This window comes from Duganella sacchari, from assembly GCF_900143065.1.
Taxonomy (GTDB): Bacteria; Pseudomonadota; Gammaproteobacteria; order Burkholderiales; family Burkholderiaceae_D; genus Rugamonas; species Rugamonas sacchari.
This window is the reverse complement of record NZ_FRCX01000011.1, coordinates 57806-69681: the sequence shown is the minus strand read 5'-3', so window position 1 is coordinate 69681 and position 11876 is coordinate 57806. Positions and strand designations below refer to the sequence as shown.

Annotated in this window: 10 protein-coding genes and 1 tRNA gene; 7 read left to right on the top strand and 4 right to left on the bottom strand. The window is 59.7% G+C overall.

Annotated elements, in window-relative coordinates; all coding sequences use genetic code 11:
* The first annotated feature begins 15 nt into the window (after positions 1-15).
* On the top strand, positions 16-1317 hold the full coding sequence (locus BUA36_RS22585; RefSeq protein WP_072787668.1) for a sugar MFS transporter: 1302 nt from the start codon (positions 16-18) through the stop codon (positions 1315-1317).
* 42 nt (positions 1318-1359) lie between these two features.
* On the opposite strand, the gene BUA36_RS22580 is transcribed toward BUA36_RS22585, so the two are convergent.
* The 4 genes from BUA36_RS22580 to BUA36_RS22565 all read right to left on the bottom strand — a co-directional run bounded on the left by BUA36_RS22580 (position 1360) and on the right by BUA36_RS22565 (position 4732).
* Positions 1360-1435: transfer RNA gene (locus BUA36_RS22580), tRNA-Lys, on the bottom strand.
* A gap of 51 nt (positions 1436-1486) precedes the next feature.
* Positions 1487-3289 (bottom strand): type IV pilus assembly ATPase TfpB, encoded by a 1803-nt coding sequence (gene tfpB, locus BUA36_RS22575; RefSeq protein ID WP_072787896.1) that lies wholly within the window; start codon positions 3287-3289, stop codon positions 1487-1489.
* A gap of 25 nt (positions 3290-3314) precedes the next feature.
* Positions 3315-4121 carry a spermine/spermidine synthase domain-containing protein gene (locus tag BUA36_RS22570; RefSeq protein ID WP_072787666.1) on the bottom strand — a complete coding sequence of 269 codons (807 nt, stop codon included), beginning with the start codon at positions 4119-4121 and terminating at the stop codon, positions 3315-3317.
* Positions 4122-4216: 95 nt separating this feature from the next.
* On the bottom strand, positions 4217-4732 hold the full coding sequence (locus BUA36_RS22565; RefSeq protein ID WP_072787665.1) for a glycine zipper 2TM domain-containing protein: 516 nt from the start codon (positions 4730-4732) through the stop codon (positions 4217-4219).
* A 410-nt stretch (positions 4733-5142) separates the two neighbouring features.
* Here BUA36_RS22565 and BUA36_RS22560 point away from each other — a divergent pair, with 410 nt between their 5' ends.
* The 6 genes from BUA36_RS22560 to BUA36_RS22530 all read left to right on the top strand — a co-directional run bounded on the left by BUA36_RS22560 (position 5143) and on the right by BUA36_RS22530 (position 11745).
* Positions 5143-5544 carry a barstar family protein gene (locus BUA36_RS22560; RefSeq protein WP_072787664.1) on the top strand — a complete coding sequence of 134 codons (402 nt, stop codon included), beginning with the start codon at positions 5143-5145 and terminating at the stop codon, positions 5542-5544.
* 123 nt (positions 5545-5667) lie between these two features.
* On the top strand, positions 5668-6279 hold the full coding sequence (gene purN / locus BUA36_RS22555; RefSeq protein WP_072787663.1) for a phosphoribosylglycinamide formyltransferase: 612 nt from the start codon (positions 5668-5670) through the stop codon (positions 6277-6279).
* Positions 6280-6297: 18 nt separating this feature from the next.
* The gene (locus BUA36_RS22550) at positions 6298-7587 is read left to right on the top strand and encodes an RsmB/NOP family class I SAM-dependent RNA methyltransferase (protein ID WP_072787662.1); all 1290 of its coding nucleotides are present in this window, start codon (positions 6298-6300) and stop codon (positions 7585-7587) included.
* A 64-nt stretch (positions 7588-7651) separates the two neighbouring features.
* A protein-coding gene (locus tag BUA36_RS30450; RefSeq protein ID WP_139260670.1) for an IS3 family transposase occupies positions 7652-9003 on the top strand; the annotation gives its coding sequence in 2 pieces (ribosomal slippage) (positions 7652-8105 and positions 8105-9003; 1353 coding nt in all).
* 89 nt (positions 9004-9092) lie between these two features.
* On the top strand, positions 9093-10430 hold the full coding sequence (locus tag BUA36_RS22535) for a mechanosensitive ion channel family protein (RefSeq protein ID WP_072787658.1): 1338 nt from the start codon (positions 9093-9095) through the stop codon (positions 10428-10430).
* Positions 10431-10548: 118 nt separating this feature from the next.
* The gene (locus BUA36_RS22530) at positions 10549-11745 is read left to right on the top strand and encodes a DesA family fatty acid desaturase (protein WP_072787656.1); all 1197 of its coding nucleotides are present in this window, start codon (positions 10549-10551) and stop codon (positions 11743-11745) included.
* Positions 11746-11876: the final 131 nt, after the last annotated feature.

The following is an 11876-nucleotide window of genomic DNA, read 5'->3' as shown; positions in this document are numbered from 1 at the left end:
ACTGGAGACTCCCGTATGGAACACATTTCGCAGCGCACCCCGCTGCACGCGTCGCACGCGCAGACCGGCAACACCGGGCCGCTGGTCATCATCACCACGCTGTTCTTCATGTGGGGACTGCTCACGGCGCTGAACGACGTGCTGATACCGCACCTGAAGGCGCTGTACACGCTGAGCTACGTACAGGCCATGATGGTGCAGTTCTGCTTCTTCGGCGCCTACTTCCTGGTATCGCTGCCGGCCGGTATGTTGATCCGCAAGATCGGCTACCAGAAAGGCGCGGTAGCCGGCCTGATTACGGCGGCCATCGGCTGTGCGCTGTTCTATCCGGCATCGAAGAGCGGCTATGCGCTGTTCCTGTTTGGCTTCTTCGTGCTGGCGTCGGGGATTACGATTTTGCAGGTTGCTGCCAATCCCTATGTGACCGTGCTGGGCGCACCGCAGACTGCATCGAGCCGGCTGACGCTGACGCAGGCATTCAACTCGCTGGGCACCACGGTGGCGCCGACGCTGGGCGGCATTCTGATTCTGTCGGAAAGCACGCTGGGCGTGGCGGAACTGGCGCAGATGGAACCGGCGCAGCAGGCCGCGTACCGCGCGACGCAGGCCGCCAGTGTGCAAGGTCCTTACCTGGCGCTGGCCGCAGCGCTGCTGTTGCTGGCGCTGATGTTCGCGTTTGCCCGCCTGCCGAAAATCGACCATGCAGAGGAGGCGACGCCGCAGGCTGACAGTGAGTCGCAGCGTTCGGTGCTGACGCATCCGCCGCTGTTGCTGGGCGCGATTGGCATTTTCCTGTATGTGGGCGGCGAGGTGAGCATCGGCAGCTTCCTCATCAACTTCCTCGGCGAGCCGGAGATTGCCGGTCTGACGCCAGCAGCAGCGGCGCATTACGTCAGCTACTACTGGGGCGGCGCCATGATCGGCCGCTTCATCGGCTTTGCCGTGATGCGCTATGTCAGCCCGGGCAAGGCACTGGCCTTCAATGCGGCCAGCACCATGGTGCTGATCCTGGTGGCGATCTTTGGCCAGGGCCAGACGGCGATGTGGGCGATACTGGCGGTCGGTCTGTTCAATTCCATCATGTTCCCGACCATCTTCAGCATGGCGCTGTATCGCCTGGGCAGCCGTACCGGCCAGGCCTCCGGCATTCTGTGCATGGCGATTGTGGGCGGCGCCGTGGTGCCGTTCATACAGGGCGTGCTGGCGGATGCGATGGGACCGCAGCGTTCCTTCCTGGTGCCGGCGGCGTGCTACGCCTTCATTCTGTATTTCGGCCTGAAGTTTGCGGGGATGTACAAGGAGGACGCGAAGGCGTAAATGAAAAAAGGCTTCCAGATGGAAGCCTTTTTAGGAATTCGGTGGTAGGCCGTGCGGGATTCGAACCTGCGACCAACGGATTAAAAGTCCGCTGCTCTACCAGCTGAGCTAACGACCCCCGAAAGAGGCCGTATTATATACAGCCTCGCGGCAATTGCAAAGCGCTTTTTTATTTCATGCCCAGCGCGGCGGTCGCTTTCAGCACCTCATCGGCGGTGGTGACGCCTTCCTGTATCTTGAGCGCGCCGGCGATGCGCAGCGGTTTCATGCCGTCGGCCATGCTCTGGCGGCGCAGCGCCTGGATGTCGGTTTCCTCCTGCACCTGCGCGCTGAAGGCCTCGGTGACGGTGAGCAGTTCATACAGACCGGTGCGGCCGCGATAGCCGGTCTGGCGGCATTCGGGACAGCCGACAGGCTTGTAGATGGTGGCGGGCTTCGACAGATTCCATTCGCCGGCGAGGCTGGCCCAGATATCGTCACTGAGTTCGCCGCCGGCGGTTTTGCAGTCGGCGCATAGCGTGCGGACCAGGCGCTGCGCCATGATGCCAATGAGCGTGGCTTCGAGCAGGTAGTAAGGCACGCCCAGTTCCAGCAGGCGCATGACGGCCGACGGCGCGTCGTTGGTGTGCAGCGTGGACAGCACCAGGTGGCCCGTCAGCGCGGCCTGTATCGCCATTTCGGCCGTGGCCAGGTCGCGGATCTCGCCGACCATGATGATGTCCGGGTCCTGCCGCATCAGCGCACGCACGCCGTCGGCAAAGGTCAGGTCGATGCTGGACTGAATCTGCATCTGGTTGAACGCCGGCTCCACCATCTCGATCGGATCTTCCACGGTGCAGACATTGACCTCGGACGTGGCCAGCGCCTTGAGCGTGGTGTACAGCGTGGTGGTCTTGCCGGAGCCGGTCGGGCCGGTGACGAGGATGATGCCGTGCGGCCGCTGCGTCAGGGCGTCCCAGCGTTCAGCGTCGTCTTCGGGGAAGCCCAGTTCGGGCAGGGTCTTGACCACCACGTCAGGATCGAAAATACGCATCACCAGTTTTTCGCCAAACGCGGTGGGCAGCGTGGACAGGCGCAGCTCCACTTCCTGGCCGCCCGCCGTGCGCGTCTTGATGCGGCCGTCCTGCGGGCGGCGCTTTTCGATCACGTCCATGCGCCCCAGCAGCTTGATGCGCGCGGTCATGGCAATCATCACCACCGCCGGCACCTGGTAGACCTGGTGCAGCACGCCGTCAATGCGGAAACGGATCGCCGCCATGTCGCGCTTGGGTTCCAGGTGGATGTCGGAGGCGCGCTGCTCAAACGCGTACTGCCACAGCCAGTCGACGATGTTGATGACGTGCTGGTCGTTGGCATCGACCTGTTTGTTGCTCTTGCCAAGTTCGACCAGCTGTTCGAAGTTGTTGCGCAGGGCCAGGTCGTTGCCGCTGGATTTGTTGGCCTTCTTGATCGACTTGGCCAGGCTGAAGAACTGCGTGATGTACTGCGCGATGTCGAGCGGGTTGGCGATGACCTGCCGCACCACGCGGCGCGAGATCTTGGCGATTTCCGCTTCCCACTCGTGCGAGTAGGGATCGGCGGTGGCCACCACCAGCGTGTCGGCATTCAGTTCCACCGGCAGGATGTTGAAGCGCGCCGCGTAGCTGGCCGACATGACGTCCGCCACCTTGGTGAAATCAATCCTCAGCGGATCGATGCGGATGAAGGGCAGGCCGACGCGCTGCGCCAGCCATTCGCACAGCGCGTCCAGCGTCAGCATCTTGTGCGGCGGCTGCGCCGACAGCAGCTTGGCATGTGCCACCGCGCACAAGGGATGCATATAGCCGCTGGTGTTCTTGAGGATGGCCTGGCTCTGCGCGTACAGCTCCTTGACCTCGGCCTTGCGTATCATGCCGTCGGCCAGCAGCCAGGTGTAGATCTGCTGCAGGTCGAGTGGGGCCGCTTTGCTCGTCGTGGTTGGGACTGAACTCATCTTGCGGCCACCTTTCAAAAAGGATTTACTTCATGCTGCTGGCGATGCCCTTGACCCAGGATTTCGCCGGCAGCCTGGTGTCGGCAACGATCTGCGCGGCCCGCCCGGTCAGTGCGGCGAGGTCGATTTTGCGCTCGCGCCGGAAGGCGATCGCAACCACGTTACCATCATGTACCTGCGGCAGGCAAATCACCTGCGCGAACGCGAATTTCATGGCCTTGAGATTGCGAGCGTAGCTGGGGTGGTCGCCGAACAGGTTGACGGTCATCACGCCATCGTCGCTGAGGCAGCTGTTGCAGGCCTGGTAGAACTCGGGCGTGTCCAGCACCGGGCCGCGCGCGGTGGCGTCGTACAGGTCGACCTGCAGCACGTCCAGCGTGCCGTGATGGGCTTTGTCGTTGACGTAGTCGAGCGCATCCATCTCCAGCACCTGCAGGCGCTCGTCGTTGGGCGGCAGCTTGAACATGGACTCGCAGATCGTGATGACGGACGGATTCAGTTCAATTGCCGTGACCTGTGCCGCGGGGAAGCTGGCGTAGCAGAACTTGGTCAGCGCGGCCGTACCCAGGCCCAGCTGGGTGATGTGCCGGGGCTGCTCCAGCCACAGCATCCACGCCATCATCTGCTGGGCGTATTCGAGCTCTGGCCAGTTGGGCTTGCGCAGGCGCATGGCGCCCTGCACCCATTCCGTGCCGAAATGCAGATAGCGCACACCATCCAGCTCCGACAGCGTCACGGGCGCGTATTTGGGCTTGCGCACCTTGGCGGGCGCTGGCGCCGAGGCCGGGCGCGAGGATTCGACTTTTTCGATGGATTTGCGTTTGATTAACATTGGACAGGTGGGGGCAGGAGGTGAACCGGCATTATCTGAAAACAACAATGCCGGCGCAAGGCCGGCATTGAGGCGGGAGGAGAGAGGCTGCCCGATTAACGCTGCATCGGTTCGACCACCACGCGCAGGCGCACGCGCTCGCCCGGGTCGTAGGACATGATGTTGGTGTAGTTGCGGCCACGGTAATCGTAGGTCACTTCATAGCCCGAGGTGCGCGATTCCCAGTGATCCACGGTGCGGCACTGTTTCACCGCCTGTTCCTGGACGCCGCCGCTGCTTGGGGTATCGGAATTGTCGACGCGGTCGCCGACCAGCGCGCCAGCGATGGCGCCGGCTGCGGTGGCCACCGAGCGGCCCGTGCCGCCGCCAACCTGGTTACCGGCCAGACCGCCGACCAGACCGCCGATGATGGCGCCGCCCACGCTGCGCTGCGGCGCAGGCTGCTGGACCTGGACGTATTCGGTGCGGCATTCCTGGCGCGGACGGTTGATCTGTTCCACTTGCGGGGTGACGCGCACCACGCGGCCGAAATCTTCAAAATCGGCAGCTTGTGCAAAAGGCAAGGCGCTCAGGCACAGGGCCGATGCGATCAATTTAGCTTGCAAGTTCATTTGGTACCTCATTTATCGTTCAGGGTGTCTATCAGGGAAATTCTGATATCGCATGATGCCTATGGTAATCCGGCTGACTGGCCTCGGCTAGTGCCAGACTGGTATCTGTGGCAACAAATTGTAACAGCCGCGTTATTCGGTTTCCTGAGGGTGAATTGTGCCGATTTGGCCCCTAAAACCAGCAAAAATCTTCTGTTTTTAACAAATATTGCGTTAGACATCACATACGTGTTGATCTGGAAGGAACAACACGTTACCCTAATATGCGTATGGGATTGAATGGCTGGCGCCGACCTGCTGGCCATGTTTAGTGGACAGGTGCTCAAATTATTTACTCTTTAATACACAAATTAGGCACACCTGACAGCAAAGTGGACACTCCGTACGTACCGGGTCAAGTTGAGGGGAACATGAGCTTGCTGATGAGCGTGCCGCCCAATCTTGTGCAATCGATCCGCGCCTTCCGCGTGGTAGAGCTGCAGGAGGAAGCAGCGCGTCTGGGCCAGCACTTCCTGTATGCGCACTGCATCGCCGGTGCCACCAAACAGCAAGTACTCGGCATTATTTCGGAATCGTTCCAGTTTCCCAAAGGTGTAGGCAAGAACTTCGACGGGCTGCGTGAAACGCTGACCGACACCATGTTCAAGGCCAGCGGCGAACATACGGGCTTTCTGATCGTCCTGGAGCAACTGCCCAACACCCAGAAATTTGACAAGGAAGCAAGGGAAACCCTGCTGGACGTCTTCCGTGACGCTGCTGATTACTGGGCCGACAAAAAAGTTCCTTTCCGCGTGTTTTACTCGTTCGAGTAAGCCGCGGCACGCCGTGCGCCAGTGGCGCAGCGGGCTGCCACGGTCACGCCTTGCCTGCTGCATTGCAACATATCTTGCCGTTGGAGTGGCCCTGAGCCTGTGGACAAGGTACAATGCCGGGTTATGAAAAACATCGTCATCCTTATTTCCGGTCGTGGCAGCAACATGGAAGCGATCGTGCATGCGCTCGCATCCGAGGGCTGGCCGGCCCGGATTGCCGCCGTTATCAGCAACCGTGCCGATGCGCCCGGCCTGAGCTTTGCTGCCGAGCACGGTATCGCCACGGCGGTGGTGGCCAATAAGGATTACGCCAGCCGCGCCGAGTTCGACGCCGCCCTGCAGACTGTGATTGACGGCTTTGCGCCCGATCTGGTGGTGCTGGCCGGTTTCATGCGCATCCTGACCGAGCCGTTCGTCACGCATTACGCGGGACGCATGCTCAATATCCATCCGTCGCTGCTGCCGCTGTTCCCTGGCCTGGCGACACATGCGCAGGCGCTGGCCGCCGGCGTGCAGGAACATGGCGCCACGGTGCATTTTGTAACGGCCGAACTCGATCACGGGCCGATGGTATTGCAGGCCCCGGTGCCAGTGCTGCCGGAAGATACGGTCGAAACCCTGTCAGCCCGGGTGCTGGCGCAGGAACATGTCATTTATCCACGCGCCGTGCGCTGGTTTGTAGAAGACAGGTTGACGCTAGCAGCGGGCGCGGTCCAGGTGGACCACAGCCAGTAAAACTAACCAAGGAATTCCATGAGATTGCCTCCAGCGATACTCGCCAACGCCGAAGAAGTGTTGCGCGAGATTTTGCGCTTTGCCGCGCCAGCCGACACCACCCTGTCGCGCTATTTTAAAGATCACCCCCGCTTGGGCGGCCGCGAGCGCGGCGCCATTGCCGAGTGCGTGTACAACGTGCTGCGCAACAAGAACTTCTACACCGACTTCTCCGAGCAGGGCGGCGGCGCCACCATGCGTCGCCTGACGCTGCTGGGCATGACCGATGCGGTCGGCCTGGAGTCGCTGGGCGGCGTGTCCGAAGATGAAGTGGCGTGGGTCACCCGCATCATGGAAATCGACCGCAAGCTGATGCACAAGTCCAGCCGTTCCAACATGCCGAAATGGCTGTTCGACAAGCTGGTCGAGCAAATGGGCGAAGAAGAAACGCTGGCGCTGGCTGACGGCATGAACAAGCCGGCGCCGCTGGACCTGCGCGTCAACACGCTCAAGGACAACCGCGACGACGTCATCGCCAAGCTGGCCGAAGCGCCAATCAAGGCCGAGCCGACCCCGTTCGCGCCGCTGGGCCTGCGTATCCAGACCAAGCCGCAGCTGCAAAACCTGCCGCTGTTCAAGGATGGCCATATCGAAGTGCAGGACGAAGGCAGCCAGATCCTGTCGGCGCTGGTGGCGGCCAAGCGTGGCGAGATGGTGGTGGACTTCTGCGCTGGCGCTGGCGGCAAGACGCTGTCGCTGGGTGCGACCATGCGCAACACCGGTCGCCTGTATGCGTTCGATGTGTCGGAAAAGCGTTTGACCAAGCTGAAGCCACGCCTGGCGCGCAGTGGCCTGTCGAACGTGCATCCCGTGGTGATCGCGCACGAGCGCGACGCCAAGATCAAGCGCCTGGCCGGCAAGATCGACCGCGTGCTGGTCGATGCACCTTGCTCGGGCCTGGGCACCTTGCGCCGTAATCCGGACGTGAAATGGCGCCAGCAGCCAAGCGCCATCGGCGAACTGCAAATCAAGCAGGCAGCGATTCTGGACGGCGCCGCGCGCCTGGTCAAAGGCGGCGGTCGCCTGGTTTATGCGACCTGCTCGGTGCTGGAAGACGAGAATGACTTCATCGCCAAGCAATTCCTGGAAACCCACCCGGACTTCGAACTGATCCCGATGCACCAGGCGCTGGCCGAGCAGAAGATCGAGCTGGAAATGGGCGACTACCTGAAGCTGCTGCCGCACAAGCACCAGACCGACGGCTTCTTTGCCGCGGTATTCGAGCGCAAGCCGATGCCGAAAAAGGCCAAGGAAGAAGACGCAGAGTAAGTCAAAAGGCCGGAGCTTTTGAACTGAACCCCGAAAGTTGGACACCAACTTTCGGGGTTTTTTCATGACCAAATACGATGTTCGGCTCAAGTTAAAAGCAGTCAAGGCATACATCACGGGAACGCAAGGTTTCGAACTCGTAGCGCGACGCTATGGTGTTTCAAGGCGGAGGTTAAGGAGCTGGGTAGCCGCCTACCAAGTCCACGGTGCCGATGGTCTGCGTAAGAAGCACAGCCTTTATGATGCGGCGTTCCGGCTGCAAGTACTACAGCACATGTGGAATAATGGGCTCTCGTACAGTCAAGCCGCAGCCCAATTTGACATCCGCAACTCTGGCATTCTCGGTGTGTGGGAGCGCGAATACCGGGCTGGAGGCTTGGCTCGACTAGTATCACGACCGCGAGGACGTCCCAAAATGCCCACATCGCTACCACAACCAGAGCCGAAGAAGGATGAGGAGAAATCACGTGAAGAGCTCATTGCAGAGCTGAACCACGTGCGAATGGAGTTGGCTTACCGAAAAAAGTTGCAAGCCTTGGTTCAGGCGAATCAGACGGCAGCGCACGGGAAAAAGCGCAAGTCATCCTCGAACTAAGGCTAGACTTCCCCTTGACGGAACTACTGCAGATCGCTCAGTTGGCGCGCAGTACGTTCTACTATCAGGTCAAACTTATCACTGCTGGCGACCGCCATCAGCCTGTGAAGCTCCAGATCAGCGAGCTCTATCATACTCACAAGGGCCGCTACGGCTATCGTCGCGTGACGGCGAGCTTGCAGCAGCAAGGCATGGTGATCAATCACAAAAAGGTTCAACGACTGATGGGCGAGATGGGGCTTAAGTCACTAGTACGCCCCAAGAAATACCGCTCCTACAAGGGCGAAATCAGTGCCATTTCCCCCAATGTCCTGAAGCGCCACTTTAGGGCCGATGCGCCAAATGAGAAGTGGGTTACGGACGTCACCGAATTTCGGGTCGGAGCGAATAAACTTTATCTGTCGCCGATACTTGATTTGTACAACGATGAAATCGTGGCGTTTCAGATGGCCCGGCGCCCAAGCTTTGATCTAGACTCAATGCTCAAGAAAGCGTTCAGCAAACTACATCCAATGGAACGTCCGCTGCTCCATTCGGATCAGGGCTGGCAGTACCAAATGCCAGCATACCGACGACAACTCCAACAACGTGAACTCACTCAAAGCATGTCCAGAAAAGGCAATTGCCATGACAACGCGGCGATGGAATCATTCTTTGGCACACTTAAGTCCGAGATGTTTTACCTGGAGAGCTTCACCAATCTGGACCAACTCGAAACCAGTATCAGTGAGTACATCTACTACTACAATCACATTCGAATTAAACAGAAACTAAAAGGGCTGAGTCCTGTGCAATACAGAACTCAGCCCTTGGCTTCCTAGCAAACTAAACTGTCCAACTATTTGGGGTCAGTTCACTTCTCCGGCCTTTTTGTTAAGCTACGCACCTCAACCATTCAGACTTGAATCCAATGCAACAACAGCCACTCATTAACCTCATCGAAGACCTTACCGGCGACCTCAGCGATCCTAGAGTGCTGTGGCAGTTGGCCGCCATCATCGTATCGGTGGTGATTGGCTTTGGCATGGCCCGGCTGTTGAAGAAGCGCTTCGGCCGACAGGAAGTGCATAGCGGCGTGCTGGGCTTTGGTGTCGAGAGTTTCGGCCGCGTGATGGCGCCGCTGATGGTGGTGGTGCTGCTGGCGCTTGCCCGCCTGGCGCTGCGCAAATATCACTTCCATGTCAACTGGCTGGATGTCGCCCAGCCGATTTTTGGCTCGCTGGTGGTGATCCGCTTTACCTTCTACCTGATCCGCCGTGTATTTGCGCGCAATGGCCGCACCATCAGCGCTACCATGCTGGCGTTTGAAAAAGTGTTCCAGTTGCTGGTGTGGCTGGCCTTCGTGCTGTACGTGACGGGCATGTGGGTGGATGTGCTCGACATCCTGGAAAACACCACGCTGCCAGTGGGCAAGCACAGGGTGACGGTGGCCGATATCCTGCAGGCCAGCGCCTCCGTGGTGGTGCTGCTGATGCTGGCGCTGTGGGCCGGTGCGGCGCTGGAAGAATGGCTCATGAAAGTGCAGGGCATGCACACCAATCTGCGCGTGGTGGTGTCGCGCACGGCGCGTGCCGTGCTGATCCTGGTTTCGGTGTTGATGAGCCTGTCACTGGTGGGCATCGACCTCACCGTGCTGTCGGTGTTTGGCGGCGCGCTCGGTGTGGGTCTGGGCCTGGGTTTGCAGAAGATCGCCAGCAACTACGTGTCGGGCTTTGTGATTCTGCTGGACCGCAGCCTGACCATCGGCGACATGATTACGGTCGATAAATACAGCGGCCGCGTGACGCAGATCAATACGCGCTACACCGTGCTGCAAAGCCTGGATGGCATGGAATCCATCGTGCCTAACGAGATGCTGGTGTCGGGCGCGGTGCAGAACTCCTCGCTGTCCAACAGCAATGTGAATATTTCAACCAAGGTGTCGGTGGCTTACGATACCGATGTCGATTTCGCCATCCAGCTGCTGACGGATGCCGCCCTGTCGGTGGAACGCGTGCTGAAAGATAAACCGCCGTCGGTGAACCTGACCACTTTTGGCGCGGACGGACTGGACCTGACCGTCAACTTCTGGATTAGCGATCCGGAAAACGGCCGCGGCGGCGTGACTTCCGACGTCAACCGCGCGATCTGGCGCGCGCTCAAGGAAAACAATATCTCTGTCCCATTCCCGCAACGGGAGATGCGCATTCTGGGGCCGGTGCCGACGCCCGTGACTGGGCAAGAAAGCACGACCGTGCTTAAGGAATAGTCAGTGATTGAGGGAACGCTTCCTCAAATCCGGGTTAATTCGTCGTACAATATCGTCCAAAAGTCGGAACGGCGGGCGACGCACGCCTGTAAAAAATACAATCTTGGTTGGAGTAGTAATGAGTTTATACGCAGTATTGGATTTCCTGTCGAACGGCATCACCCGTTTCACAGGTTGGGAAGTATTCTTCTACACCATGGTGGTGACCCACATCACCATCGCCAGCGTGACGATATACCTGCACCGTTGCCAGGCGCACCGCGCGCTGGACCTGCATCCTATCGTCAGCCACTTCTTCCGTTTCTGGCTGTGGCTGACCACGGGCCAGGTGACCAAGGAGTGGGCCTCGATCCACCGCAAACACCACGCCAAGTGCGATACCGAAGAAGATCCGCACAGCCCGGTAACGCGCGGCATCAAGAAAGTGTTCTGGGAAGGCGCCGAGCTGTACCGTGCGGAATCGAAGAACAAGGAAACCATGGAAAAGTACGGCCATGGCACGCCGGACGACTGGATGGAGCGCAACGTCTACACCCGCCACAGCGCGCTGGGCGTGGCGTCGCTGCTGGTCATCAACGTCGCGCTGTTTGGCGTGATCGGCATTACCGTGTGGGCCGTGCAGATGCTGTGGATCCCGATTACCGCCGCCGGCATCATCAACGGCATCGGCCACTACTGGGGCTACCGCAACTACGATTGCGCCGACGCAGCCACCAACATCATCCCGCTGGGGCTGCTGATCGGCGGCGAAGAGCTGCACAACAACCACCACACCTTTGCCACCTCTGCCAAGCTGTCGTCGAAGTGGTACGAGTTTGACATCGGCTGGGGCTACATCCGTGCACTGGAAATGGTGGGCCTGGCCAAAGTGAAAAAACGCGCACCGGAGCCGAAGTTCGCCAAAGGCAAACTGGAAGCCGACTTCGACACACTGCAATCGGTGATCGCCAACCGCTACGACGTGATGGCCAAGTACGCCAAATCGATCAAGAGCGCCTGGAAAGAAGAGCTGGAGCACCTGAAAGACAAGGCCCAGCTGGAAGCGCGCTTCCTGAAATCGTCGCGCAAGCTGCTGCAGCGCGAGCCGGGCAAGCTGGAAGCGCCGCAGCAGGAGCAGCTGTCCGAACTGTTCCAGCACAGCAAAGCGCTGGAAACCATGCACAATATGCGCGTCGAACTGGGCGTGATCTGGGAACGTTCGCACTTCACGCGCGACCAGCTGCTGCACAAGCTGCAAGACTGGTGCAACCGCGCGGAAGCGTCCGGCATCAAATCCCTGCAAGACTTCTCGCTGCGCCTGCGTAGCTACGCATAAAGCAACACCGCGCAAACAAAAAATGGCCCTACGGGGCCATTTTTCATTCCAGGGTCACATTCCGGGGGCAGGTCCGTCATTTCTACACGACCTCAACCATAACGCTGCGTTAATGTCGAGCTTGTGTAGAA

What these genes read in the sequence shown, in the direction of transcription:
- BUA36_RS22585 (WP_072787668.1), top strand. Translation starts at nt 16, where the DNA reads ATGGAACACATTTCGCAGCGCACCCCGCTGCACGCGTCGCACGCGCAG.
- tfpB (WP_072787896.1), bottom strand. Translation starts at nt 3,289, where the DNA reads ATGAGTTCAGTCCCAACCACGACGAGCAAAGCGGCCCCACTCGACCTG.
- BUA36_RS22570 (WP_072787666.1), bottom strand. Translation starts at nt 4,121, where the DNA reads ATGTTAATCAAACGCAAATCCATCGAAAAAGTCGAATCCTCGCGCCCG.
- BUA36_RS22565 (WP_072787665.1), bottom strand. Translation starts at nt 4,732, where the DNA reads ATGAACTTGCAAGCTAAATTGATCGCATCGGCCCTGTGCCTGAGCGCC.
- BUA36_RS22560 (WP_072787664.1), top strand. Translation starts at nt 5,143, where the DNA reads ATGAGCTTGCTGATGAGCGTGCCGCCCAATCTTGTGCAATCGATCCGC.
- purN (WP_072787663.1), top strand. Translation starts at nt 5,668, where the DNA reads ATGAAAAACATCGTCATCCTTATTTCCGGTCGTGGCAGCAACATGGAA.
- BUA36_RS22550 (WP_072787662.1), top strand. Translation starts at nt 6,298, where the DNA reads ATGAGATTGCCTCCAGCGATACTCGCCAACGCCGAAGAAGTGTTGCGC.
- BUA36_RS22535 (WP_072787658.1), top strand. Translation starts at nt 9,093, where the DNA reads ATGCAACAACAGCCACTCATTAACCTCATCGAAGACCTTACCGGCGAC.
- BUA36_RS22530 (WP_072787656.1), top strand. Translation starts at nt 10,549, where the DNA reads ATGAGTTTATACGCAGTATTGGATTTCCTGTCGAACGGCATCACCCGT.